The sequence below is a fragment of the Acaryochloris sp. 'Moss Beach' genome, assembly GCF_021497025.1.
GTDB lineage: Bacteria > Cyanobacteriota > Cyanobacteriia > Thermosynechococcales > Thermosynechococcaceae > Acaryochloris > Acaryochloris marina_A.
Genome location: NZ_CP071717.1, coordinates 3,684,503 through 3,710,777 on the forward strand (window position 1 = coordinate 3,684,503; position 26,275 = coordinate 3,710,777).

The following is a 26,275-nucleotide window of genomic DNA, read 5'->3' on the forward strand; positions in this document are numbered from 1 at the left end:
ATTTTAAATTTAACCGCGAGAAAAGAGTTAATTATGTGATCTATGTCACATGATTGCTGCGTTTGCAGCGCGATGGGTCAAAGCTAGTGCTTGCAATGCTTTATAGGTATATCTTTGGGAAGTTAGTCGTTGGTATTGATAACTTGACTTAGAAAAAATTTTAGCAATAGCTAAGACTTTTCTAGAGATAAATACAATTAAATTATGAGCAGCATAGGTTTTAAGCTGATCTATTGGAATTCATCAGAGAATAAATTGAATTTGTGATTTTTGATACAAAAAAAATGGGTGTAACTATTTTTCTGTGGTGAAATATTGAAGGTGAGGTTGCTCAGAGTACAACATGCTTGATGGCATCTGTTCAGTGCAGAGTTTTGGGGATGGCTAACTCAGAACTATCAGCCAATCCCCAGATGCTCTTGAGCAGACACAACAGTGATTAGTTACTAATCCATCGTTGATAAAGCTTTTGGACAGCTCGGGTGACTGATTCTCGAAATTGGGGGGTATTGCTCGGATCGAGTTGTTGCAATTGGGTTAAAAATTTTGCTTCTTCTTGGGCCACTTCGCCATCGCTATAGATCAGGCCGCTTAAATCTTCTAAAAGCTGTTGATACGCAGATGATTTGGGTTTCTTCCCTAAATAATCTTCTACCCAGGCATAGCATTCTTCTTTGGAAACAGACCGTAATCCATAGAGCCAAGGACGTAGTTCTGGATCTTCTTCCACTCCTTTATCATGGGCAATTTTGCGCAGATAGACTTGTTCTGCTTGTTGTACCGTGCCATCTAGCCAGGCGACACCAATTAAGATCTTTAGGAGTTTGACAACTTTTGCAGGTTGAGTCATGGGTGAAGTCCTCACTGATAGATCGTAATGAAGAAGGCTTAGTTTTAGAAAAGCAGTTTGTTGGAGTTATGTCCATCCATTCCCTGAACAATATTAAATCCTCAACACCCTCTGTAAATCATGGGGTCTTTGTATTGCCTCAACCCTGGTCCTAGAGCTGAGAAGCAGCTAAGCTTTGGCCCTATAGTGGGGTTATACTCGTACGCATTTGAAGTATGGATTATGCCTCTGAGCAGATTGCAGGTGTTGATGAAGTGGGGAGGGGGGCCTTGTTTGGCCCTGTTGTGGCTGCTGCTGTCATTCTCTCTGATGAGGCGATAGAACAGTTAGTTGCCCAAGGGATGACGGATAGCAAGAAACTATCGCCACGGCGTCGATTGTTATTGATGAAGCAAATCCGAGAGCTGGCAATAGGGTTTAGGGTGGGGATGGCTTCAGTGTATGAGATTGATCGCCTCAACATTCTGCAGGCTAGCTTACTCGCGATGCGGCGTGCTGTGCTGGGTCTGCCATCTACTCCTCAGTTTTGTTTAGTGGATGGGAATCAACGGATTCCTAATTTGCTTGTTCAGCAAAGAACAGTCATTAAGGGCGATCAATCTGAACCTGCGATCGCAGCTGCCAGTATCCTGGCCAAAGTCTGGCGTGATCAACTCATCGTGCGTCTAGATCAGCGTTACCCTGGATATGATTTGGCGTCTAATAAGGGCTATGGCAGCGCCAAACATCGGCAAGCCTTACAAGAACTAAGACCAACTCACCAACATCGATTGTCTTTTGCGCCTTGCCAGGCCAGTTTACTTTCAGATTAAGAGTTCTCTGTTTTTTTAAGCCATTTTTGGTAGAGATCAGGTCTGCGATCGCATGTTCGTTGGATCTGCTGTTCTTGTCGCCACTGCTCAATCAGAGCATGATTCCCAGACCGGAGTACAGGAGGGACCTGCCACCCCCTAAACTCAGCCGGTCGAGTATATTGTGGATAATCTAGCAACTCGGCTTCAAAACTTTCTTTCTTTAAAGACTCAACTTTACCGACCGTGCCGGGCCGCAAACGAATTACCCCATTTAAAAGGGTTAACGCCGGAATCTCACCACAGGTGAGAACAAAATCTCCTAGAGACAGCTCTTGGGTGACTAAATGTTCAGCGACTCGTTCATCAACCCCTTCGTAATGACCGCAAATCATCACCAGCTGGTCATAGTTCTTCGCCAGTTCATGAAATAAAGGTTGATCCATGCATTGCCCCTGAGGGGTGAACAAGATAATTTGGCGGCGGGGCAAACAAGGCAAAGACTCCACCGCCGCAAAAATAGGGTCTGGTTTCATCAACATACCGACTCCGCCCCCCATACACCTCATCATCAACCCGATGATGTTTATCCGTGGTGAAATCGCGGGGATTGGTGAGATGGACCTCTGCAACCTCATTGGCAAGAGCTTTCCCCAACAAGCTAGTTTTTAGAGGCGAGGTAAAAAACTCTGGAAATAAAGTGAGAATATCGAAACGCACGTTAGGAAGTTCCTGATTCGCTGAAGTTATGGCACTGAAAAGAATATCGCCATCGACCCCATCAATGGGACCAAAACATCAATTTATAGGTATGGATAGAGATATATAGGTATGGATAGAGATAATTTTTAGGTATGAAATGGAGAGGATGGACTAAGCGGTGATCATGGTTCCAATCCCAGCATCGGTGAAAATCTCTAGAAGTAAGGCATGGGGGGCACGACCATCAATAATATGGGCCGCTTGAATCCCTTGGGCTAAAGAGCGAATACAGCAGGTCACTTTAGGAATCATGCCCCCTGCCACAACATCCTCTTCGATGAGTTGACGAGCCTGGCGAATATCCAGTTGATGAATGAGGGAAGTAGCATCTTGATAGTCTTGGAGAATGCCGGGGGTATCCGTCAGCAGAATGAGTTTCTCTGCATCTAGAGCAGCGGCGAGTTCTCCAGCCACCGTATCAGCATTAATGTTATAGACTTGTCCCTCTTCGTCCGTCGCCACACTGGACACAATAGGAATATGGCCTCCATCTAAGAGGGTATTGATCAGTTGGGGATTCACCGTAGCCACCTCTCCGACAAAACCGATTCCAGACTCCCCTTGAGGACGAGCCGTCAGTAACTTTCCATCCTTGCCGCAGACTCCAACAGCCGACCCTCCAGCTTGATTAATTAGGGAAACTAGCTCTTTATTGACTCGTCCCACGAGTACCATCTCCACAACATCCATTGTCGGAGCATCGGTGACTCGTAAACCATTCATAAACTGAGGCTCAATCCCTAGTTTTTCTAGCCATAGGTTGATTTCAGGTCCCCCACCATGGACTAAGACAGGACGTAGACCAACACAGGCCATAAACACCACATCCCGAATCACCGTGGTTTTGAGGGTGCTATCTTTCATTGCCGCTCCACCATATTTAACAACGACCGTACGCCCAGCGAAGGATTGGATGTAGGGAAGAGCTTCACTTAATACTTGGACGCGATCGCTAGCGTTAAACATGCGGTTGGGTGGCAAAGAGAACAAAGCGCAAACCATTGAACAGTAACGGCTTGCCCATAGACAGCAGTTTAGCTCGTTATGGTAGTTGACCGTAAGCAGGTCATGCCATCAATTCCAACAGCCCGTTTGGCCGCTACTGATAAGGAAAGAGTGATATCAACACTCGGCTTAAGTCATGAACTTTTCAGGTTAGTTGAACGACTAAAAAGTATCAGGCTACGAATAATTACTTTTAGAGAATAAAACATGATTTCCTCGTCTGATTATGTCAGGTATAGTGAGGTGATAGGTCTTTTTATACTCTCTATTTTAACTTTCTTTATACAATCTTCTATTTGATAATCAACGTCTTCCCATAGCTGTTGCAGGTATTTCAGGAATCACAAGCCTGAAATAGACTATCAATTTCAATGAATGGAAGTCGTATTTTGTAAGTTGTATTACATGATCAAATATGGTTATAATTAGGTCATTAAAAGTATTTTTTACTTTAATATATTTAAGATGAAACTTATTAATATATCATTATTATTTCTGAAAACAATAAAATATAATTATCTTTTTTTATTCACTTAAGGAATGGTTAGAGAATCCTGAGAATCTTCTCAGAGTGGTTATTGTAAATACAGTGTTTAGTAGTTGCGGGCTTAATCTACTGATTGAATAGGCCAATGAGTGAGTCATAGTTACTTCTCAAAGTGTTTGTGTATTCGATCTAATATTTTTGCTCAAAACTCAACTGTGTTTCCCATCCTTTTCTAATTCACCACATTCTGATTATTTCAATGAGAATTGATATGATCAATATATGGGGGCACGTCCTTTGTGCGCTTCAAAAATATACCTTCGGTCAACCCGTAATGATGAAATTGCTAAATCAATTTAGAGAATAGTTGTGGCAAACTATCTTGAATAGATCATTATAGATCTTGATCTGTAAGTTTTATAAAAAATAAAGTATCTGAGCAGAGATTTAGAGACTTTATTTAAATTAGTCAATGAAATATAGCGGCACCAATTTGAACAATAATTTATTGTCTCAAATTAAACTTTTCTGTCTATTTTTTTACACTGATCTGAAAAAGAGTTTCAATCCAATTTAGCCAAAAACTAGATGACTTACATTCTGTAGAATATCCAGTCTATAAGAGATTCTGCCGAAGTGTGGTTTCTAGAGTCATAGCTCATGCTTTCAGAATATCTGCTAATCAGGCAAGGTATTTAAAGTTATTCAATTGCAATACGAATAGCCATGATTTGATCTCAATAGATATGCATTTATGCATGTCGCTCAAGATTTATTCCTATGCCATCTCTTTTAAGGAGATAAATATGTTCATCAGCAAAAACTATCTAAGTAGATCACCACCCACAGTATTTTTTTGACTCTGTTATTGGGAGTCTATTTAGAGAGCCACCTAGTTTACATGGAGCCAGTACTAGATATTTTAGAGGTATTTTATCTTCCTGATTTTTTCAGTGCTGATATCTAGAAATCTGAAGAGTTGCATTGATTTATAGAGCATATATTGCTTCAAGCTAATTAAGCAACTCCCTCATAATCCTTACTTTGAGTTTTATAAGTACATTCTCTTTTTCAACCCATTCAAAATTATGTGTTTCGCATGGGTTGAAGACTGTGCTGCACTCAAATTTTCATTAACTTAACCTATCTATTAAGGAACATCATCATGAAAAAAGTCCTTGGTACGCTTGCTCTTGGAGCTGTTGTTGCTGCTTCAACTGCAACTCAAGCTGTTGCTGAAACTTATGTCAGAAACACCCATACAACTTCTAACTCTGATACAACAGTAGATTTGGATACTGATGTATGGGATAACACCACCATTAACTCTTGGTTTGTGAATTACGCAGATAAGATTTACTTAGATGGTTCCTACACCAAAACAACTGACAAATATGCTGTAGGGTTTCTTGATCTTGATTTGACTGGAAAAGCTAAAGGAAATATTGACTTAAAAGTCACAGGAAAAGGCAAAGGTGAACTAGTAGATCCAGATTATGCTTACAGGAAAGGCACTACATCTAACGACGGTGCCCATCAACATGCTTATTTTGATCAAGATACGAACAATTATCGCAACTTTTCCAGTTATAGATCTACTAAGACTTCTGGTGATCACAATCATTCCTATAAAGACTATTTTGTTACTGGCGGTGACGTCAAGACAGATGTTAAAGGAAATGCTTGGGGTGAAGCTGAGCTTGACATAACTGATGCTAAAGCATCAGGGGTAGCTATCTTTAGTGGAGAAGAGAAAGAGACAGTTGCATTCGATCAGTTTACGGTCCACAAAGCAGGTGCTTTGGAGTGGGGTGATAAGGTGCAAACCATTAACTCTCATACTCATGGAACCATCGTTACTAATTCTTGGAGCGATACGGAATCTCACGAATCAGCTTCTGGCGTCCGTTAACTAAGTCTATAAGGGGGCGAAAGTCCCCTTTTTAAGCTATGAAAATTTATGTTTGGGCGACAGTTCTCAGTATGCTGACTGCGTTGCCTGCCTATGGGAATGATATCTATTCTGGTATCTATGATCCATTTGATTCTATTTACTCAGGCAGCAACTTACAACCATTGCTGGGTCAGCCTTCCGTTACCTTTAGGCAAACGCAATCGACCAATATAACCCCTCATTTTTGGGAAATTGATCAAACAAGAAAAGGGGCGACACAAACCGTTGTTAGAGAGTCCTCTTTCGATATTCAAGAATCAGGCACCCTGGAGATTTTGGACAACGGAATTGTCGCCGATAACTACTTATTAGAACGCAGGTTTTCTGAATCGGGCGCAATGATTGATCGCACTTACGAAACTCACGAACAGGGAACCAAAATCCAAATTACAACCACCACAAGGAGACAACGTGAAATACAGACAGGTTTCTAAAAAAATAGGCTGGGCTATAGCGTTAGGAATTGTGGGTTTTACATCTTCTGTTCAAGCCCAAACTGCATCCACCACCAACCAGGATCAGACCAACAATAACAATAACCAATTGGGTGCGACCTCTGTTGTTAACCAAAGTGCCCATTACGCAGTGGGACAAGCCGCAACCTATGGTTTCAAAGGCGTTGTATGTCCACGCCCTGCCTTTATTCTATCCGCTGGGTATGATCGAGCCAGTTCTGATTTCAACGCCAACATTAATGGTTCCGATTCAAACGCTATTACTGCTAGTGCTGCGATTGTCGTTCCCATTGGCGGCAGCGTCGGTAAAAGCTGTACCAGTCTAGCCAAAACAATGGCAAAATCATCAGAAATGGAAATGGCTAGAAACGCAGTTTTTTTTGAACGAGATATCGCCTTCGCTTGTCGTGAATTGATCGATGCTGGCATTGCCGTAACCCTTGAAAAATTCCCTACGTTATCCTCTAGCTGTTCCGCGATAAAGGTTCGTCGTCGCAGCCCTAATCCTTCAGCCCAGACTCCAGCCCCGCAAAGTAGTTCGTCATCACCTAAACTTGAAGAAAATCTTTCATCATCAGCTCAATCAGAACCTTCTGCTTCTGCTCTCAAGCCCAGTAGCTATAGTGCGTCTGATTTACTAAACTCCTCCACCTCTGCTGATTCAACAACTTCCAAGGTTGAAAATCAAGAATCTACGGCTTCAAAGAGCTAATACAGGGAAATATCCCCATATACAGATGATCGATATTGGGTAGATACTCCTTTCCCCTATCAGTTGTGTAACCAGAGTCAGATATTGCTTTGGTGGTATAATATTGGCTCTAGCCAACGATTGGAGAATTTGCCATGAACCGTATCTTAGTTGCTTCAATAATCGTTCTTGGCTCGCTTTCTAGTGGATCTGCGACTGCGAATTGCACAGCCACGACTCTAGGCAGTACTACATTTTACAACTGCTCCAACAACATTTCTGGTTCATCCCACACCATCGGTAACATCACTTTTACGCGCTTTAGTGATGGTTCGTCTGTTTCATCACAGACTGTTGGCGACACTACGTTTCATAGTGCAAATAACAGCAGCCTCAGTGGTTCATCACGGCGAATAGGTGATATCACTCTCCATTCCTATGACGACCAAGTAACGGGTTTATCGCAGAATATTGGCCCCACCATGTTTCATTCATTTAGTAACGGCACAAGTTCTACCTCACAGGTAATCAGCGGCACAGGGTTCTACACAATCTCTCCGCAATAACGATACTCAGTAGGTTGTTTGATCGGATAATTTGTAGAGCATAACCTGTGATACCACAAGGCTTATTCAATCGATTACTGAATTATCACCAATTTTAAGTGCTCGCACACGGCAGGCAATGAAGGGAATGTTTTTTCTTGTATGGAGCAACCCAATCCTCTGATCGTTACACTAAGGAAGGAGGCATTATCTATCTCAAATTAATGCCATAGTTTGATTGTGACGACGCAAGGATCATACGCATATGAAAGCATTTGTGGCTGGAGCAACGGGTCAAACGGGTCGCCGCATTGTTTCTCAATTGGTAGAACGGGGCATTCCTGTACGAGCTTTAGTTCGAGATATTGATAGAGCTAAAGAACTTTTACCAGAAGCTGCTGAGTTAGTGGTGGGAGATGTGTTGGATGCGAGTTCGTTAGAGGGTGCGATCGCAGATTGTAACGTCCTTCTTTGTGCCACCGGAGCAGCCCCAGGATTTAACCCTTTTGCACCTCTCCAGATTGATTACTTAGGGACCAAAAATCTAGTAGATGTTGCCAAGGCCAAAAAACTGGAGCATTTTGTTCTGGTCTCGTCCCTTTGTACCTCCAAGTTGCTGCATCCGCTGAATCTATTTTTCTTGGTGTTGGTTTGGAAGAAGCAAGCTGAACAGTATATTCAAAATAGCGGGCTTACCTACACCATCGTCCGTCCTGGTGGACTAAAAAATGAAGATAACGACAACTCTGTCGTTATGTCTGCCCCGGATACTTTATTTGAAGGCAGCATTCCTCGGACTAAAGTGGCCGAGGTTTGTATTGAAGCACTGGCGGCTTCGTCCTCTCACAATAAGATTGTTGAAATAGTAGCGCCACCGGAAGCCTTAGATCAGCCAATCCCTGACTTATTTGCTAGGGTTTAAATAAGCATATTGACTTAGTCTAGTTTCGATTGGAAACTATTTAGATCTAAGCAATATTGAATTCATCTACCTATCTAAGCGGCTTTATTGCTTAGGGAGTTCATCGTTGACCTCTAGTTCACCACCTAAACAGGCTAAACCTCTCCATCGAATGGCTTGGCGTTTCGGTGTTTCACTGATCTTGCTTTTGGGCCTAGGGGCATTGTTTGTGTTGCCTAAATTTGACCCCAAGAGTTTAACCTGGCCGACAACGGAACCGGGGAGAATCGCACCGCTTGCCATGTCTGGCGGCGATCCCCATTTACGGGCCTTAATGCGGACGATTTCTGCCAGCGAATCGAATGATGCCAGTCCCTATACCCTGCTGTACGGCGGTAGCCATATCGAACATTTACGGGAACATCCCGATCGCTGCATTCCTATTCGGTGGGGACCGAACCAAGGGCTGTGTACCACGGCAGCCGGGCGCTATCAATTCATTACGACCACTTGGTTTGAAACCGCAGAGAAGTACCATCCTGCCCCGACTGGAGAATGGATGTGGCGACGTTATAGTTTTGCCCCTGAATACCAGGACCGTGTGGTGCATGCTTGGTTAGATGACATCAATTATTGGGGAACTGATATTTCCCAGCTGTTAAAAGATGGCCAGGTGCAAACCGTGTTTCAGGAGCTTTCGGGAACTTGGACTAGTCTGGGCTATGGGATTGAGAGTAATAAGGTGACGCCCCACCTCATGCATATCTACGAACGAATGCTGGCGGAAGAAATTGCCTTAGCTAACGGGTTACCGACCAACTATCTGCCCACGGTTGCCAACCAGTCAGTGGAGACAACGCGCTAGGACTTAACCTCTAGCCGATCCCATAAGGACTGATAGAGACTGTCGGGCACCTTAGCTCGGAGCACTTTCGCTAACCGATTTTTCTTTTGGGCAGCTTTGAGGCAATCTTCCTGGGGACAGAGATAGGCAGAGCGTCCCATGCCTTGATCGAGCTGGATTTGATGATCGGGATAAACCCGGACAATCCGCCAAAACTCAGATTTGGGGGCAATGTGACGACAACTGATACATCGACGATGGTTGGGCTGCATGAACTAGAGAATAATCTTGAAAAGTAGCTATAGCTAGCTTACGCCTTAAACTATGGGGAGACCTAGGATCTGACGTTTTTCTGCCCATGTTGAATATTGTTCAAATACTCTCTCAAGAGCTATCGATTTCTCCTCAGCGCCTGCAAAATGCTTTGGAGTTGTTTGCTGAAGGGGCGACGATTCCTTTTGTAGCCCGGTATCGAAAAGAGCGGACCGGGCAAATGGACGAGATTCAACTACGGCAACTCTCGGAACGGTTTACCTATCTAACGGAACTGGAAGAGCGCAAAAAGACGATTCTGGAATCTATTGCTCAACAGAATAAGCTGACGGAGCCCCTCAAAGTCAAAATTGAAGCCTGTTTACTCAAAACTGAACTTGAAGATTTGTACTTGCCCTATCGTCCTAAACGACGAACCCGAGCCACCATTGCTAAAGAAAAAGGATTAGAACCCTTAGCCCAATGGCTTCAAGCTCTCAATAAACCCACCGCAACCCTGAATCAAGATTTGGCAACAGAAGCCGCCCGCTACATCAATCAAGACGTTGCTACTGCCGAGGATGCTTTGCAGGGTGCCTCTGATATTTTGGCAGAAGGGATTGCCGATCAGGCTGAAATCCGCTCCCATCTGAAAAATCGCTTCTTCCAAGTCGGTGAATTTGTGTCTCAGGTGAAAGCCAAATACCCGGAAGGGAGTACCAAGTTTGAGATGTACCGGAGCTACCAAGCCCGAGCCAAGAGCATTCCTGCCCATAACTTGTTGGCCCTTTATCGGGGCGAGGCAGAAGGCATTCTCAAAGTGGAGTTGGTCATTGATGAAGAGCGCATCTTGGGCGATATCGAAGAGCGAGTCATTCGCTCTAAAATTCGAGCAGTGCGAGACTTTTTTCGAGATGTGGTGAAGGATGCCTATGCTCGCTTGATTAAGCCTTCAGTGATCAAGGAAGTTCGAGCCACCTGCAAAGCCGAGGCGGATCGCGAGTCGATCCAAACCTTTGCCACCAATTTACGAGAACTACTGCTCTCCAGTCCTGCGGGAATGAAACCCACCTTGGGGATTGATCCAGGTTTTCGCACAGGCTGCAAAGTGGTTGCTCTAGATAATACGGGAAAATTTTTGGAATACCAGGCGATTTTCCCTCACCAGGCAGCGGGACAGCGAGACCAAGCAGCTAAAACCGTTGCTCGCTTAATTCGGACCTATAGTATTGACCTCATTGCCATCGGCAATGGGACAGCGGGCCGAGAAACGGATGCCTTTGTGGCTGATGTCTTAAAAACCTTGGACCGCAAGCCCATCAAGGTAATGGTGAACGAGTCGGGCGCTTCGATTTATTCGGCCAGTGAGATTGCCATTGCTGAATTTCCTGATTTAGATATCACGGTGAGAGGGGCGATCAGTATTGCCCGCCGCCTCCAAGATCCGTTGGCAGAGTTGGTGAAACTCGATCCCAAGTCCATTGGAGTGGGCCAGTATCAGCATGATGTGGATCAAAAGATGTTAAAGCAGAAGCTGGAAGAAACGGTGGAAAGCTGTGTGAACTATGTGGGGGTCGATTTGAATACGGCTTCTAAGGAACTGCTGACGTTTGTGTCGGGGATTACGGGGGCGATCGCCAACAACATCATCACCTATCGCAACCAAAATGGAGCCTTTAAAAACCGTAAGCAGATCCTGAAAGTTGCCAAGCTAGGTCCCAAAGCTTTTGAGCAAGCCGCTGGATTCTTGAGGATTCGGACGGGCGATAATCCTTTGGACAATACTGCTGTGCACCCTGAAAGCTACGGTGTGGTCAAGACGATTAGTGCAGATCTAGAGCTACCCCTGAGCCAAATTGCGGAGATTCCAGCGCATCTTAGACCGGGTGATCTCAAAACCTATGCGACTGAAACGATTGGTGAGCCTACCCTCAAGGACATCATGGCGGAGTTGGAAAAACCTGGTCGTGATCCACGGGCTGAATTTAAATATGCCACTTTCAAGGAAGGTATTACTGAGTTAACGGATCTCAAGCCTGAGATGCAGTTAGAAGGAATTGTCACGAATGTCACCAACTTTGGAGCTTTTGTGGATGTTGGGGTGCATCAAGATGGTTTGGTCCATATTTCGCAAATGGCGGACCAGTTTGTAAAAGATCCTAAGCAGATCGTGAAGGTTGGGCAAGTGGTGAAGGTGCGAGTGCTAGAGGTGAACCAAAAACTCAAACGTATTGGTCTATCGATGCGTTCTACCTCTAACAGAACATAGCGTTCGCTGCTTTTTTGGTTAGCCAGAGCTAATCGTTCAAGCAGGTCAGGATTTGTAAAAGGGGATTGGGGCCAGGTATGTCTATACCAGGTTGTTTTAAGCTTATTCATCTTCGCCATTGGCCTTATCTGACTTATTCTGGCGGTGATTTAGCCAAGTGATAAGGGCTTTGCCTCCCAATGAGGATGCAACTAGAACGAGGCTAAAAATACGATCTTGTTGTTCTGAAAGGGTTGGTTCATTGGCTAACTGAACGGCTTTACTACCTGTGCTAAGGGTAAGGACTAATAGAGTGGTGACGATGAGCTTCGAGAGAGTAGTTGATTTGTGTTGTCGCATCATGAACTCCACGATTTGTTTTTATGAGTTCATTATGTTGAGAAAATCTCTGGGGATCAGTCCCTGCACTTAGCGGATGACAACGAAGCTACAAAGCCTGTTTTATAAGGGATAGAGCAGAGAACCCTCTCTGAAAATAGAGGCGTTTATGGGGTTTAAGCGCTATCAGACTTTGCACCCAATCAGCCCACAATTCCATGCCATAAATCCATCGTTGCCCATATAATCCAAGACTAAATTCACTCTGCCGTTGAGTCTTATCTTGGTGCTCTTTAATCGCGTAAATATCCACTCCTAATTTTTTCATCCATTGCCCATGCAGCGTAGCCAAGGTATAAGCCATGGCAATCAACAAAACTAAGGCCAGAAATCGGGTGTCAGAGAGTGTTTAGATTTTTGTGTAAGCCGTAACGTATTCAATAGTTGAATCGTGTTGGGAACAGAATAGCAAAATGGGACAGCGCCGCCTTCCAATTCAAAATCGGTCTGGTCCATCTCTTCGAGATATTCCTCATCGCCAGAAACATCAATTTGTAGACAGACTCTTCATTCGGGAAGACAGCTTTGGTCTTAATCACCTTTCGCAGTGAGCGATTGAGCGACTCAATGGCATTAGTGGTGTAGATAACCTTTCGGATGGCCATTGGGTACTTAAACAACGGAGCAATATTATCCCAATGCCGTATCCAGATTTGGCTGATGCCAGGATACGTCTGGTCCCATTTGTTGGCAAACGCATCCAAGGCAGCCTCAGATTCCTCCAAAGTGGCCGCTTGATAAATGGGCTTGAGGTCTGCAGCTACGGCTCGACTTTCCTTCCAAGGCACATGGCGCAAACTATTGCGAATGAGATGAACGATACAAACTTGAACTTGAGTATCGGGATAGACCGATTCAATCGCCTGGGGAAAGCCTTTGAGACCATCACAGCAAGCAATCAAGATATCCTGAGCGCCTCGGTTTTTAAGGTCTGTGAGCACTGAAAGCCAGAATTTTGCTCCCTCCCGCTCGGCAGCCCCTATCCATAATCCCAACAGCTCTTTGTTTCCCTCCACAGTTACCGCTAGCGCGACATAGACGGCTCGCTTGCTGACTTGGCCATTGACTTTGATGTTCACATACAGGGCATCGAGATAGACAATCGGATACACCTCATCCAATGGTCTTGAGCGCCAGTCTTTAACCTCCTCCATGACACTATTGGTGACGTCACTAATCAGACCCTCAGAGATATTGGCCCCATACAGCTCCACCAATTGAGACCCTCGAATATCACGAGTGGTCATGCCACGAGCATATAAGGCGATGATTTTCTCGTCGAGTCCCGCGATACGTCGCTGGCCTTTGGGCACGAGGACAGGCTCAAACTCACTGCAACGGTCGCGAGGAATCGATAGGTCCATCTCTCCTTGTTCAGTCTGGACGGTCTTTTTCGAGTAACCATTGCGACTGTTTCTAGGGCCATGAGAACGCTCATCGACGGAGGATTGATGCAGGTGATGAGTCAATTCACCTGCCAAGGCTCGTTCCACTAGGCGTTTGCTGAGTTGTTTGAGCAGTCCTGATTCGCCCAGAATATCCTCTGGCTGTGGATTCTCTCCAATGAGTTCATCCAATAGCTCATCAACTCGATTGGGTACTTGTTTCTTTCTAGACATGATGCGGTCTCCTGGTGTGTTTGGATTCTAGACCGCTTACACAAAACTCTGATCAGTCTCGGTGTCCACTTTCGTATCTTCTAAGTTATAACCTCCTGTCTTACAATCCTTGAAAAGTTGTTCAATTCCCCAGCGACAAGAATAAATGTCCAGTGCTTGTTTGAGACTCGGCAGATTGGTCAAGATATACCAAGGCTCTTTCGGCCCCTTATTTCTATATTTGCGTTTCCAATAGACAGCCAGATTAAATGGCCCTAAGCCATCTCCTTTGTTGCACAAAACACCTGTATAGAATTTGGACATTCCAGGTTTAAAGCCCAGCTGTTTGAGCACCTGATACTCTTGATGGACTTCCTCTTGAAAATGACCGTCTTTCTTCTGTCTTAAAGCAAAAGATACACCCTCAGACTCAAGCCAGTCAGCTAGTTTAGGGCTATGGAACTCTCGATCTCCCAGGACAAGAACCGGATAATTCTTAAACAGATGTAGCACTGTTTTTAAGAGCCGTTGTTGAGTGGCTAGATTACTATTACCCACATGCTCTAAAACTTCCCAATACAGGGGAAGAGCATGGGTTCCCCAAATGATACTCACCATGAATATATTTCGACCTTTCCATTGGGTTCTATCTATCGCTATGATCCAATAGCCATATTTTCGATGTTTGAATTTCTTCAGCCGACCACGATGCTCCCGATTTAATCCTCGTCCTGTTTGCTCTTGTCGAATCCAATATTTAATCAGGGGGAACCACAAAACTTTGATGCTCAGTTGTGGCAATACTAAAAAGCGTTGCAAGTTACGTTTTCGACTGGGATATTGAATCGGTTGAGGAAAGACACTGGCCAATATGGAGAGTTTTACCTGGCGATGAGCCTGTATCAGTAACAACAGAAGTTGGAGGGTTAGATACTGACTTTCACTCAGATGAGCACGGAGAGTAGTTTGGTATGATGCAGGGAACATTTTTTGAGATGGGAGTACAATCGTACTCCCTATTTTTTTGCCCTACTATTTTCTCAATTCATTGCTACGCATAGCCTTGGATTACCTTGTCATCCGTTAAGGTCCCTGCAAAGGTTATGAAAGGTTTGACTTTAGGATGAGTTCGGTATGCTTAGCTTCTGCTAGCAACAATTAAGTTGTATGAAGTCCAAAAAAAGGCCGTTATCGCTAGTTATCACATTCGTAAAGAAGCTGTATTTGTGCTGATAAGTAAATATCAGCAAGTGATGGGCAATAAAGCATGGTATTGAGATCCCGATCGGCAACTTTAGACGGTATCGAATTAATTAATCTCGCTATCACAGAGAAAGGATGGAGCCGAGAAGATTTAGCTAAGCATTGTGACTGTAGCCGCCAACCATCTGTGAAGTTCTGTTCTGGTAAGAATGTTAGCAATAAACTATTCGTTAGCTTTTGCAAGGCGTTAGATCTGGACTGGGAAGTAATTGCTGGTATTAAAAAAGATGAAGTGAATTCTAATTCTGCTCTTATCGAGGCCGATATGAATGCCCTCCTTTCAAACATCTGCCAACAGATAGAATCTGATATTGAACATCGTTGTGGCATGATGCGAGTGCTGGATATGGAGCAGCCGATTGGGATTGATGAACTTTATACCAATGTCAATATTTTAGAGAAACTCTCAGGCAGACAACGTTTAAGCATTACTGAGCTAGGACAAAATTACAATACCGAAAACTGCCATCGTTTTGCACTAGGCCAGGTTCGCTATGAGCATGTTCCAGGGTTAGAGGTAGTCAATCGCTTCAAAAAACTAATGATTTTTGGAAAGCCAGGGTCAGGAAAAACAACCTTTCTGAAGCGTCTTGCCACATTATGTAACAAGGGCAAATTCAAAGTCGATTGTGTCCCTATTTTCGTGACACTGAAAGAATTCTCTGAAGTCAACGGGCACCCTAACTTATATGACTATATTGCAAAGCAGTGGCAAATTTGTGGTTTGCATGAAAGCGATCTTGCAAGAGTAATTAGTCAAGGAAATGCCTTGATTTTGCTGGATGGTTTAGATGAAGTTCAGGAATTAGATCGATGTCAGACTGTGCAATCAATTAAAGTTTTTACCCAGCAGTTTCGCAACTGTCAGTTTGTCGTAACTTGTCGGATTGCTGCTCGTGAATATACATTTGAACAATTTACAGAAGTGGAAATTGCTGATTTTAATGAAAAACAGATAGAAGAATTTGCTGTTAAGTGGTTTATAGCCAAGGAAGATTCTGAGAAGGTAAATAACTTCATCCAACAGTTAAAAGATAATCAACCTATTCAAGAATTAGCAACCAACCCATTATTGCTAACGCTTCTTTGCTTAGTATTTGGTGAAGCTAATAACTTCCCTTGCAATCGTTCAGAACTATATAAAGAAGGGCTTGATATCCTGTTGAAGAAATGGGATGCCAAGCGCAATATTGAACGTGATCAAGTATATAAAAAGCTCTCCCTGAAACGAAAAGAGGATTTGCTGAGCCAACTGGCTTATCAAACCTTTAAGAGAGGGGATTACTTTATTAAACAAAATATCATTGAACGACAGATTATTGAGTATATCTCTAATTTGCCTAGTGCAACTGAAGATGAGACTGTCTTACGGGAGCATGTCACCTTTGCAGATTTATCTGAAACCGTTCAGGATATGAAGTGTTGCCCAGCAATCTTCAGCAATGAACTCAGATAAAACCGCTCAACTCAAAATCCATCTCGATGCGATAGCACAATTACTCTATGAGGAGAGCGACCCAGAAAACATGAAGACGCTAGAAGGCATTGAGATGACGGTGCGTCAGCAAATCCAGACCCATGTCAGTCCTGAACTCGGTCATTTTTTATCCGCACAGTTACTGGCACAGCAGCAGGGCGCAACCGACAACTGAAAAGCACCTTGGGCGCTCTAAGGGTTACAACTCAACAGGCAAGTCGTCTAGCCGTTTCCTCCTACCGTCAAATCAGTCCTCATTTAGAGAATTGTTGCTTGCGCATCAGTGCCAATGTCTCCTACGCCCAAGCTGCTAAAGATGTGGCTTATTTAACGGGTATTCAGGTTGCAGCCAAAACCCAGCAACGCTTGGTCCATCAGCAACGGTTTCCTACGCCCCCAGGCCCACGAAGCTTTAACTGAAGTGAGTGTCGATGGTGGCAAAGTACGCATCCGCACACCTGCAGGCCAACCTTGTCAGTGGAAAGACTATAAAACCTTAGCAACAGACGTGGGACTCATTGCGGATTATCACAATAATGCCCGGCTCATTGGCTGGACTCACCAGCAACCGTTAGCCTCTCCAGTGACCTGCTTAGGGGATGGTCATGATGGCATTTGGAACATCATTCGTCAGCTGAGCATACCTGAGCAACGACGGGAGATTCTGGACTGGTACCATCTGGTGGAAAATCTTTATAAGGTCGGTGGATCTCTCAAGCGTCTGCACCAGGCTGAACAACTCTTATGGCAGGGGAAGGTGGATGAAACCTTGACTCTGTTTGAATCGTTGAAGAAAAAGCAAGCCCAAGTCTTTTGCAACTATATCCGCAAACATCGGCATCGGATCGTCAATTATGACTATTACCAGAGTGAGCAAATTTGTTCTATTGGGTCTGGAGCTGTTGAATCTGCTATCAAACAGATTAGTCGCAGAGTCAAAATTTCAGGGGCGCAGTGGAATGAAAGCAATGTTCCGCAAGTGCTTGCACATCGGTGTGCTTATCTCAATGGTTTAATTGGCATGCAAAGGTGACATGCTCCCCTGTCTTACAGCTTGATAGTGAAGCGGTTCTTAAGTCTATCGAAGCACAGCATGGCTTACTTGTAGAACGGGCTAAAGGGGCGCTTTTGAAGGATGTAGGAGGGGTACTCTTCAAGAAAAAGGGACGAGATAATGATCCCGACCCCATTCAAAAAAGCACCATGACTTTACCCCAATTAGAGGCTCTATATCCAGAACATGGAGACTGATCAGAGTTTTGTGTAAGCGGTCTAGAATCCAAACACACCAGGAGACCGCATCATGTCTAGAAAGAAACAAGTACCCAATCGAGTTGATGAGCTATTGGATGAACTCATTGGAGAGAATCCACAGCCAGAGGATATTCTGGGCGAATCAGGACTGCTCAAACAACTCAGCAAACGCCTAGTGGAACGAGCCTTGGCAGGTGAATTGACTCATCACCTGCATCAATCCTCCGTCGATGAGCGTTCTCATGGCCCTAGAAACAGTCGCAATGGTTACTCGAAAAAGACCGTCCAGACTGAACAAGGAGAGATGGACCTATCGATTCCTCGCGACCGTTGCAGTGAGTTTGAGCCTGTCCTCGTGCCCAAAGGCCAGCGACGTATCGCGGGACTCGACGAGAAAATCATCGCCTTATATGCTCGTGGCATGACCACTCGTGATATTCGAGCTCAATTGGTGGAGCTGTATGGGGCCAATATCTCTGAGGGTCTGATTAGTGACGTCACCAATAGTGTCATGGAGGAGGTTAAAGACTGGCGCTCAAGACCATTGGATGAGGTGTATCCGATTGTCTATCTCGATGCCCTGTATGTGAACATCAAAGTCAATGGCCAAGTCAGCAAGCGAGCCGTCTATGTCGCGCTAGCGGTAACTGTGGAGGGAAACAAAGAGCTGTTGGGATTATGGATAGGGGCTGCCGAGCGGGAGGGAGCAAAATTCTGGCTTTCAGTGCTCACAGACCTTAAAAACCGAGGCGCTCAGGATATCTTGATTGCTTGCTGTGATGGTCTCAAAGGCTTTCCCCAGGCGATTGAATCGGTCTATCCCGATACTCAAGTTCAAGTTTGTATCGTTCATCTCATTCGCAATAGTTTGCGCCATGTGCCTTGGAAGGAAAGTCGAGCCGTAGCTGCAGACCTCAAGCCCATTTATCAAGCGGCCACTTTGGAGGAATCTGAGGCTGCCTTGGATGCGTTTGCCAACAAATGGGACCAGACGTATCCTGGCATCAGCCAAATCTGGATACGGCATTGGGATAATATTGCTCCGTTGTTTAAGTACCCAATGGCCATCCGAAAGGTTATCTACACCACTAATGCCATTGAGTCGCTCAATCGCTCACTGCGAAAGGTGATTAAGACCAAAGCTGTCTTCCCGAATGAAGAGTCTGTCTACAAATTGATGTTTCTGGCGATGAGGAATATCTCGAAGAGATGGACCAGACCGATTTTGAATTGGAAGGCGGCGCTGTCCCATTTTGCTATTCTGTTCCCAACACGATTCAACTATTGAATACGTTACGGCTTACACAAAAATCTAAACACTCTCGAACATGCAGACTGGTCATCCTACTGCCAGCAATTGCACCAAGCCAGTAATCTGTCTGCGATGGTTCTCATTGCTCTGCAATTAGGACTCCTGTTTGCCCGCCTGACCTTAGAGAAAGCACTCAATACTCGTGCGCAATTTCCCACGATTTGGCCAGATTGTTCAGTCTGTGGACGACATATTCGCTCCAAAGGATTTCGGTCTCGCCAGATGAAGACGCTGGTGGGTCAGATCGCCTGAAAGCGAAGAGTCGGGCGTTGCCCCAATCAAACCTGTAAGGTGAGTCTCAGTGTGCCCTTAGATCAAGCGTTGGGTATTGCTCCTTATCAATCGAGTAGTGAAGAACTGATACGTTTGGGATGCTTGATGAGTATTGTCATGCCCTATGAACTATCGAGTTGGATGCTGCATCAATGTACCGGAATAGCGGTGAGTGCGAGTACCTTGTGGTCTTGGGTTGCGCATTATGGACAACAGTCTCAATCCCGATTAAAACAACAACTAGAGCAGTTCCTCCGAGGAGTATGTCTGTCACCAGACACCTTGGAGGAGATGACCGCCATGCTCCGTCTTGCTATTGCTGCTGATGGGGTGATGGTGCCTTTTCGACCGAAGCCTAAAACCGCTAAAGGTAAAACTCGATGGCGGGAAGTGAAGGTCGGTCTATTTGCTCGCTTAGGACAGCATCTAACCCGGTCTGGAAAACAAGTGACTCGATTATGTCATCGTCGATTAGTAGCTGTTTTGGGGGATATTGATACCTTTATTCCTCTCATGCAGATGGAGGCTCAACGACAATCCATTGACACTGCTCCCCAAGTCATTTGGTTGAGTGATGGCGGACGGGGATTCTGGCGGGTCTACCGTCAGTGCTTTGCCCATTGTGCGATGGGTATTCTCGATTTCTATCATGCCGCTGGACATCTGTGGCGAGCGACTGTAGCCTTATTCGATTGTCGGTCCCCTGAGGCTAAAAAATTGGTTCAAGAACTGGCGGTCTCTACTCAGACATGGGCAACATCACGCTGTACTTAAATCCTTGACTGCCCTGGTCACTACAGATATTCCGCAGGGCAAAGATTTAGAGACACTTATCCAGGTGCACACTTATTTCCAAACCCATCATCGACATATCCGCTATCAGGATTTTGAGAAGGACCAATGTCCACTTGGCAGTGGCATGATTGAGAGTGCTTGCAAGTGGCTGATTCAACAGCGCTTTAAGGGAGTGGGGATGCGATGGAGTGAGGATGGATTCAATCATCTCCTTCACCTGAGATTGGATTGGGTGAATCAACGCTTTGATACCTTATTCCCCCATGTCCCAACGAGGTAAATTCAGGTCTCCCACGACTGCCGAAAGCGCCCGGGCTAAAGGAATTTATTCATTTTCACACTTAACTTTACAAGAGTATTTCGCTGCGAAATATATCACTAGTCCTACTTCCCCGTTTCGAGTAGATTTGGAGGATCTTGCAAGCCATTGTTTAGATAAACGTTATAGAGAAGTCTTTCTATTAGTATTGGGGATATTACCAGAGGCAGATGATTTTATAAAACTGATCAAACAACAAGTTGATCAGATTCTTACAGATGATCCTAGATTGCAAGATTTCTTGTCTTGGGTCTCAATAAAATCGAAGATGATCAACGTTGACTATAAACCTGAAGCGATTCGTGCTTTTTATCTTGCTTTAGCCCTTGCCCGCACTATTGATAGTGATTTTGTTATTGCATTTGACCTAGATGTAGAGCGTCAACAAGCTTGGGACATAGCTATTACCCGTGTTGTTGACCTCGAACTTGATAGTGGACGTGTTGTTGCCCTTGATCGAGATCTTGCCCTTGCCCGTGCTATTGATTTGGCTGTTACTCGTGCATTAGACCTTTCTCGTGATAGTACCCTTGCTTTTGACCTAGCTCTCGTTCTGGCTCTTGATCGGGCACTAGATCTTGACCTAGCCCTTGTTCTTGCTCTTGATTTAGCTCTTGTGCTCGATCTTAGCTTTGATCACAAAACTGTTCTTGAGTTAAAAAATGCTATACTGCAGACGACTTGTGACTTAACATAGTAGCGGAGAGATTTGGCACACTGGGAGTATCCCCCACCTACTCTCTTACTTGCATGATTAAAATTGATTTCACCGCAGAGGAAATCCAACACCTCAACTACGAACGCTATCATCATCCTCACCCACGGGTGCAGCGACGGATGGAAGTGCTCTACTTGAAAAGTCAGGGTCTTCCCCATGCCCAGATTTGTCAGCTTTGTCAGATTAGTCGTCCGACCTTAGCTAAAACCCTTCGTCAGTATCAACAAGGCGGAATTGAAGGACTGAAGACCCTGGAATACAAAGGTCAACCTAGTTCACTCAATGCTCATAGCGATAGTGTGAGAGCCTACTTTGAGCACCACCCGCCCCGCACCAGTGCAGAAGCCCAAGCAGTCATTGAACAATTGACAGGCATTAAGCGTTCTCCAACCCAGATCAAAGCCTTCCTCAAGCGCATTGGTTGTCGCTATCGAAAAGTGGGGTATGTGCCGGGAAAGTCGAGTCTGCCCGAGAAAATTGAGGAGCAAGAGCAGTTTCGACAAACTCGCCTTGAACCCTTATTAGAGGAAGCTCAACGCCAAGAGCGTCTTGTCTTTTTTGTGGATGCTGCTCATTTTGTTCACCGGGCTTATCTGGGGTTTCTCTGGTGCCTTCGTCGGATCTTCATCCCGTCTCCTTCTGGCCGTCAACGATTCAATGTTCTGGGTGCACTCAACGCTGTCACCAAAGAAGTCACCAGTATCACCAACCACACCTACATCAACTCTCATAGCATGTGTCTGTTGCTAGCCAAGCTGGCACTACTCGACCCAGTCATACCCATCAGCGTCATTTTAGACAATGCCCGATATCAAAAATGCCAGCTGGTGACTGACTTTGCTGAGATCGTCGATATTGAGTTAGTCTATTTGCCCTCCTATTCACCCCATTTGAATTTGATTGAGCGGCTTTGGCGCTTTGTGCGCAAGGAATGTCTCTACTCGAAGTATTATGCCGATTTTCACTCTTTCAAAGGGGCCATTCAACATTGCATTGATCAATGCAATGGAGAGCACAAGGCGAAACTAACAAGCCTTCTATCACTCAAGTTTCAGTCTTTTAAAGAAGTTAATATCTTAGCCGTCTAGAGTATAGCAATTCTGAAATTAGAAATAAATTAAAAAAAACTAAAAGCTCAAATACCTGATTTACAAGATATTCAAACTTTCAAGAATTGGTGGAGAAATGAAGGAGAATTATGGACGGAAAATTTGCGTGAAGCCATGATTACATATTGTAATCTAGGTCATGATTGGCAATTTACCTGTACTCAAGAAGAGAAGCTAAGGCAGTATTATGATGCTAATCAATTGCTAGTCGACTGTCTTAATAGTGATTGTTATATCACTAAAAAAACGAGGCAAGAGATTGAGTCTACTTTGTTGTTACCTTTGAGTGAACTAAATAGAAAAAAGAATTCAACGAATTTAATTATGTGTGAAAACTCTTATGACAGTGCTTAAATATCTGCCTTTTTAACTAATGCAAGAGACAGTGGGCATACTGAGTTGCCCGTTGCATCAACAATTCATGGGTCGATCGTTCGGGCTCATCTGGTCCCGGACGCCGTTGAACAAACGTACCATCGGGTTGCAAATCCCAAGCTTGGCGATTATCCGAAAGCATAATTTCCAATAACTCCCGCAGTTCTGCCACTAAAGCCGGATCCTCGATGGGAACCACTGCCTCCACTCGACGATCTAGATTGCGTTGACGCCAATCCGCACTACCGATCAGCACCGTAGGCTGCCCTTGGTTATGGAAATAGAAGATGCGGTCATGCTCCAGAAAGCGACCGATAATGCTGATCACATTGATCGTCTCGCTGATCCCCTTCAGTCCAGGTTTGAGGCTACAAATCCCCCGCACAATCAGATCAATCTTCACCCCTGCCTGAGACGCCCGATACAAAGCCCTAATAATTTTTGCATCCACAAGGGAATTCATCTTGGCGGTGATCCGACCCGAATTTCCCTGTCGTTGATGATCGATTTCGCGATCAATCAATTCCAAGATGCGATCGCGTAAATTGACCGGAGCCACCAACAGCTTCCGATAGCTTTGGTGCCGGGAAAACCCCGTCAGATAGTTAAACAAATCCGTCAGATCCGCCCCCAAGTCATCTCGACAGCTCAGTAACCCTAAATCCGTATAGAGTCGAGCCGTTTTCGGGTTGTAGTTACCAGTACCGATATGGACATAGCGGCGAATTTTCTTGCTTTCTCGCCGTACCACCAGGGCAATTTTGGTGTGGGTTTTCAGGCCCACCAATCCATAGACCACATGAACGCCGACTTTCTCTAGCTTCCGAGCCCAGACAATATTATTCTCTTCATCAAACCGAGCTTTTAGCTCCACCAGAGCCACCACCTGCTTGCCATTCTCCGCCGCCGCAATCAGACTACTGACAATGGGGGAACTGGTAAGCCCCCCGTCCGCTGCTGTCCGGTAGAGGGTCATTTTAATCGTCAGCACATTGGGGTCATGGGCGGCTTGGGTAATAAATTTTTGCACCGTCGCCGTAAACGAATCATAGGGATGGTGGGCCAGCAGATCGCCACCCCGAATCACCGAGAAAATATCCGTGGGTGGTTCCTTGATGCTTTTATCGGGTTGCCCATTGGCCGCGACCACCGGCATCTCTAGCTGTTCCACCTTCCGTAAGCGCGTTGGCACAATGGGGGTCCAAGGGGCTTGCTGCAATTGGGGGAAGGGCAGAAAGCCCAGCCCCATCAGATCGCTTAAGCTCAGTAGGCCCTCGATGTGATACACATCGCTCTCATCTAGCTCCAGCTCTCGCATCAGAGTCTGACAGATAAAGTCTGGGGTTCCCGTTTGGATTTCCATCCGCACCACAGATCCAAAGCGACGCTTGCGCAGTTCTTCTTCAATGGCTAGGAGTAAATCATCCGCTTCATCTTCTTCCAACTCCAGATCGGCATTTCGGGTAATCCGAAACGGGTAACAGGCCTGAATGGTCATGCCTGGAAATAGAAACTCTAGATTTTGGGCAATCACCTGCTCAATGGGCACTCCACTCCAGCGGCAGGTTGAGCAATCACAGCTGTTCTCCGGTAACTCAATAAACCGAGGCAGCATACTTGGCACTTTGACTCGGGCAAAATGCCCATCGCCGGTTTGGGTGTCTTTGACCAAAACCGCTAAATTCAGACTGAGATTGGAAATATAGGGAAAGGGATGGCCAGGGTCCACGGCCAATGGGGTTAAGACGGGAAAAATCTGATCTAGAAAATATTGATGGAGAAAGGCAACTTGCTGCGGATTGAGATTGTCATAGTCGAGCAAGCAAATATTCTCTTTCGCCAGTTCAGGCTTGAGAAATTCAGTGAAGTACTGATGTTGTTGCTGAATTTCAGGTTTCAACTCCTTATGAATGGCGTCGAGTTGAGCTTGAGCTGTTAGTCCATCTAAGGAGCGCTGGGTGACCTGAGCGGCAATTTGTTGCTTTAAGCCCGAGACCCGCACCATAAAGTACTCATCTAAGTTGGAGCTGTAAATGGCCATAAACTTGAGCCGTTCTAGCAGCAACGTGCGCTCATCAAAGGCTTCATGCAAAACCCGTTGATTAAACTTCAGCCAGCTGATCTCACGATTGAGGTAATAGGCTGGGTCGCGAAGATTAATCTCTGGCGGAGGGGGCTGCTGGGGGGCTTAGGAGGCGGAGCAGGATCTACACCATTGGCTTGAATCGCTGCCATAATCCGGTCTGCATCAGCCTGACTGATAGAGCTGCTGGGAGTGGTGGCCTCGATTTGTAAGGTGTGACTGAGGGCGAGCACTTCTTTGGAGCTTCGCTGCAGCTCCCGTGCCAAGGTATAAATTCGAATGCTATCTGAACCCATGGGTGTGTAGTTATCTGGAGTGGTCTAAGTCAGGGAATCTGGTGGCTGGAGCAGAATCGCTTAGGGTTTGATTTTGCGGGTTATAGGTAAAAAATACGTTAAGCCGGATCACTCCGTTGCAGCTATCGTTACATAGGTTTAACGCTTACCTGGTATCGATAGAGGTTGAGGCTTCGGACCATCAAGACCGATCTTGTAGGACTGAATGCCTAACTTTCGGCAATAGATACATCATTTTCAATCCTAATAGATGTTAGAGATTGTGGTCGGCGATCATGGGGCTGTTGCCGATGGAACAAGCCTTTTTGCTGCATAACACTACCAATTTTTTTTGAATATTTTTTTGACAAAGGTAAAGATTATTAGTGCGGGTCCTAAGATGCCGATGTTATATTTAAATCTCTGCTGGGGGGTATTCACTGATGACAGTGGTTTTATTTGAACGTATTGTTCATACTTTTTCGCTACGACCGACTCAACAGCAGGTGCAACATCAATCATGGTCCTTACCCAACCGAATCTAGCCATGCCCTCTCACAACTCTGATGACTCACTTTCAGATAGTGAACTTATTCAAACCTTTGTAGAAGGGTTTGTACAAGGCCGTCCTGTCTTACTGTCCAACGCCAATCTGCGCACTGAGCCGTTGTTCGACAGTATGCAGCTGATCGACAATAAAGAAGGTGTGATCTCGACGGCGAACCTCAGCCAAGCGCCCATCTCGGCTAAGATCCGTCCCGTATCAGCTTATTGGGGCGTGCTTCATGATGCCATGATGGAGCAAAGCTTTTATCCCCTCGCCAAGAGCGATATGAGCGATTGCTACATTTATCGCTACTGTGCGCCTTCCAACGATTATGAAATGCACTGCACCACTGCCCGAGAACTGTGGCGGGTGTGCTGGGGACGTGGCTATAGCGTCCGGTCTGGTATTCCTTTGGATTTGATGGTCTGGGGTCATGGCCCTACCAGTCATCGAGAAAAATGGCATGCCCTTCGCAATATGGAATGTGAGAATGGCCAATTAGCCATCAAGATTCTAGGGGGCACCATCCGAGTGGATGGCCAAGACCTCGTGGTCTGGGCCCGTAAAAACGCCAGTACCCGCTTATCTTCTGTGAATCGGCAAGAGCGCGATGGTCAGAGTCCCTTGAGATCAGGTATGCGGGGCTATCTCCGTTTGAACAACTGATCGGATTACAAGGTCTGACTGATCTGG

The 26,275-nt window shown here is 45.3% G+C and carries 20 protein-coding genes and 6 pseudogenes; 16 read left to right on the forward strand and 10 right to left on the reverse strand.

Going from position 1 to position 26,275, the window contains the following annotated elements:
- Positions 1 to 439: 439 nt before the first annotated feature.
- Positions 440 to 850: a TerB family tellurite resistance protein gene (locus HRE53_RS17375; protein WP_212664555.1), complete on the reverse strand. Its 411-nt coding sequence runs from the start codon at positions 848 to 850 to the stop codon at positions 440 to 442.
- A 215-nt stretch (positions 851 to 1,065) separates the two neighbouring features.
- Between HRE53_RS17375 and HRE53_RS17380 the strand changes: the two genes are divergently transcribed.
- Positions 1,066 to 1,662, forward strand: coding sequence for a ribonuclease HII (locus HRE53_RS17380; protein WP_235107343.1), 597 nt, complete (start codon positions 1,066 to 1,068; stop codon positions 1,660 to 1,662).
- Here the strand turns inward: HRE53_RS17380 and trmD are convergent.
- Together trmD and argB are read right to left on the reverse strand one after the other, a co-directional pair.
- A pseudogene (gene trmD / locus HRE53_RS17385) lies at positions 1,659 to 2,361 on the reverse strand (tRNA (guanosine(37)-N1)-methyltransferase TrmD). The gene HRE53_RS17380 and the pseudogene trmD sit on opposite strands and share 4 nt — an antisense overlap.
- A 153-nt stretch (positions 2,362 to 2,514) precedes the next feature.
- Entirely contained in the window at positions 2,515 to 3,405 is an 891-nt protein-coding gene (argB, locus tag HRE53_RS17390; protein WP_315875747.1) for an acetylglutamate kinase, read from the reverse strand.
- A 1,655-nt stretch (positions 3,406 to 5,060) separates the two neighbouring features.
- Here argB and HRE53_RS17395 point away from each other — a divergent pair.
- The 5 genes from HRE53_RS17395 to HRE53_RS17415 all read left to right on the forward strand — a co-directional run bounded on the left by HRE53_RS17395 (position 5,061) and on the right by HRE53_RS17415 (position 9,306).
- A complete protein-coding gene (locus HRE53_RS17395; RefSeq protein WP_235107344.1) occupies positions 5,061 to 5,807 on the forward strand; it encodes a hypothetical protein in 747 nt (248 codons plus the stop codon).
- Positions 5,808 to 5,845: 38 nt separating this feature from the next.
- Positions 5,846 to 6,283, forward strand: coding sequence for a hypothetical protein (locus HRE53_RS17400; RefSeq protein WP_235107345.1), 438 nt, complete (start codon positions 5,846 to 5,848; stop codon positions 6,281 to 6,283).
- Complete coding sequence (locus HRE53_RS17405) at positions 6,261 to 7,016, forward strand: hypothetical protein (RefSeq protein ID WP_235107346.1); 756 nt, start codon at positions 6,261 to 6,263, stop codon at positions 7,014 to 7,016. The genes HRE53_RS17400 and HRE53_RS17405 overlap by 23 nt, the downstream gene beginning before the upstream one ends.
- A 789-nt stretch (positions 7,017 to 7,805) precedes the next feature.
- Positions 7,806 to 8,462: an SDR family oxidoreductase gene (locus HRE53_RS17410; RefSeq protein WP_212664563.1), complete on the forward strand. Its 657-nt coding sequence runs from the start codon at positions 7,806 to 7,808 to the stop codon at positions 8,460 to 8,462.
- Between the two features lie 151 nt (positions 8,463 to 8,613).
- Positions 8,614 to 9,306, forward strand: coding sequence for a glycoside hydrolase family protein (locus HRE53_RS17415; RefSeq protein ID WP_212666140.1), 693 nt, complete (start codon positions 8,614 to 8,616; stop codon positions 9,304 to 9,306).
- On the opposite strand, the gene HRE53_RS17420 is transcribed toward HRE53_RS17415, so the two are convergent.
- Positions 9,303 to 9,557, reverse strand: coding sequence for a YlxR family protein (locus tag HRE53_RS17420; RefSeq protein ID WP_212664564.1), 255 nt, complete (start codon positions 9,555 to 9,557; stop codon positions 9,303 to 9,305). The two genes, HRE53_RS17415 and HRE53_RS17420, sit on opposite strands and share 4 nt — an antisense overlap.
- Positions 9,558 to 9,643: 86 nt before the next feature.
- On the opposite strand from HRE53_RS17420, the gene HRE53_RS17425 reads away from it, so the two are divergent.
- Positions 9,644 to 11,806: a Tex family protein gene (locus HRE53_RS17425; protein ID WP_235107348.1), complete on the forward strand. Its 2,163-nt coding sequence runs from the start codon at positions 9,644 to 9,646 to the stop codon at positions 11,804 to 11,806.
- A gap of 102 nt (positions 11,807 to 11,908) precedes the next feature.
- Here HRE53_RS17425 and HRE53_RS17430 read toward each other — a convergent pair whose 3' ends face one another.
- The 4 genes and pseudogenes from HRE53_RS17430 to HRE53_RS17445 all read right to left on the reverse strand — a co-directional run.
- Positions 11,909 to 12,148 (reverse strand): hypothetical protein, encoded by a 240-nt coding sequence (locus HRE53_RS17430; RefSeq protein WP_235107349.1) that lies wholly within the window; start codon positions 12,146 to 12,148, stop codon positions 11,909 to 11,911.
- An 85-nt stretch (positions 12,149 to 12,233) separates the two neighbouring features.
- Positions 12,234 to 12,530 (reverse strand): annotated as a pseudogene (locus HRE53_RS17435) (IS4 family transposase); the annotation flags it as partial.
- A 31-nt stretch (positions 12,531 to 12,561) separates the two neighbouring features.
- Positions 12,562 to 13,803 carry an IS256 family transposase gene (locus HRE53_RS17440; protein WP_235107350.1) on the reverse strand — a complete coding sequence of 414 codons (1,242 nt, stop codon included), beginning with the start codon at positions 13,801 to 13,803 and terminating at the stop codon, positions 12,562 to 12,564.
- 63 nt (positions 13,804 to 13,866) lie between these two features.
- Positions 13,867 to 14,769: pseudogene (locus HRE53_RS17445) on the reverse strand (IS4 family transposase); the annotation flags it as partial.
- A 280-nt stretch (positions 14,770 to 15,049) separates the two neighbouring features.
- Here HRE53_RS17445 and HRE53_RS17450 point away from each other — a divergent pair.
- The 8 genes and pseudogenes from HRE53_RS17450 to HRE53_RS35200 all read left to right on the forward strand — a co-directional run.
- Positions 15,050 to 16,501, forward strand: a complete 1,452-nt coding sequence (locus HRE53_RS17450; protein WP_235107351.1) for an NACHT domain-containing NTPase — start codon at positions 15,050 to 15,052, stop codon at positions 16,499 to 16,501.
- Positions 16,488 to 17,555, forward strand: a pseudogene (locus tag HRE53_RS17455) (ISKra4 family transposase). The gene HRE53_RS17450 and the pseudogene HRE53_RS17455 overlap by 14 nt, the downstream one beginning before the upstream one ends.
- Positions 17,552 to 17,773 carry a hypothetical protein gene (locus tag HRE53_RS17460; RefSeq protein WP_235107352.1) on the forward strand — a complete coding sequence of 74 codons (222 nt, stop codon included), beginning with the start codon at positions 17,552 to 17,554 and terminating at the stop codon, positions 17,771 to 17,773. The pseudogene HRE53_RS17455 and the gene HRE53_RS17460 overlap by 4 nt, the downstream one beginning before the upstream one ends.
- 52 nt (positions 17,774 to 17,825) lie before the next feature.
- Positions 17,826 to 19,064, forward strand: coding sequence for an IS256 family transposase (locus HRE53_RS17465; RefSeq protein WP_235106803.1), 1,239 nt, complete (start codon positions 17,826 to 17,828; stop codon positions 19,062 to 19,064).
- A pseudogene (locus tag HRE53_RS17470) lies at positions 19,065 to 20,436 on the forward strand (ISKra4 family transposase). It abuts the gene before it with no gap.
- Positions 20,420 to 21,172: a hypothetical protein gene (locus HRE53_RS17475; RefSeq protein WP_235107353.1), complete on the forward strand. Its 753-nt coding sequence runs from the start codon at positions 20,420 to 20,422 to the stop codon at positions 21,170 to 21,172. Before HRE53_RS17470 ends, HRE53_RS17475 begins: the two are co-directional and overlap by 17 nt.
- A 53-nt stretch (positions 21,173 to 21,225) precedes the next feature.
- Positions 21,226 to 22,281 carry an IS630 family transposase gene (locus tag HRE53_RS17480; protein ID WP_235107354.1) on the forward strand — a complete coding sequence of 352 codons (1,056 nt, stop codon included), beginning with the start codon at positions 21,226 to 21,228 and terminating at the stop codon, positions 22,279 to 22,281.
- A gap of 45 nt (positions 22,282 to 22,326) precedes the next feature.
- Positions 22,327 to 22,656 (forward strand): annotated as a pseudogene (locus HRE53_RS35200) (hypothetical protein); the annotation flags it as partial.
- A gap of 16 nt (positions 22,657 to 22,672) precedes the next feature.
- On the opposite strand, the gene ppk1 reads toward HRE53_RS35200, so the two are convergent.
- Both ppk1 and HRE53_RS17490 read right to left on the reverse strand, forming a co-directional pair.
- A complete protein-coding gene (gene ppk1 / locus HRE53_RS17485; RefSeq protein WP_235111154.1) occupies positions 22,673 to 24,838 on the reverse strand; it encodes a polyphosphate kinase 1 in 2,166 nt (721 codons plus the stop codon).
- Complete coding sequence (locus tag HRE53_RS17490; protein WP_235107355.1) at positions 24,787 to 25,056, reverse strand: translation initiation factor IF-2 N-terminal domain-containing protein; 270 nt, start codon at positions 25,054 to 25,056, stop codon at positions 24,787 to 24,789. The genes ppk1 and HRE53_RS17490 overlap by 52 nt, the downstream gene beginning before the upstream one ends.
- Before the next feature lie 499 nt (positions 25,057 to 25,555).
- On the opposite strand from HRE53_RS17490, the gene HRE53_RS17495 reads away from it, so the two are divergent.
- Positions 25,556 to 26,248 (forward strand): hypothetical protein, encoded by a 693-nt coding sequence (locus HRE53_RS17495; protein WP_235107356.1) that lies wholly within the window; start codon positions 25,556 to 25,558, stop codon positions 26,246 to 26,248.
- The last annotated feature ends 27 nt before the right edge of the window (positions 26,249 to 26,275 follow it).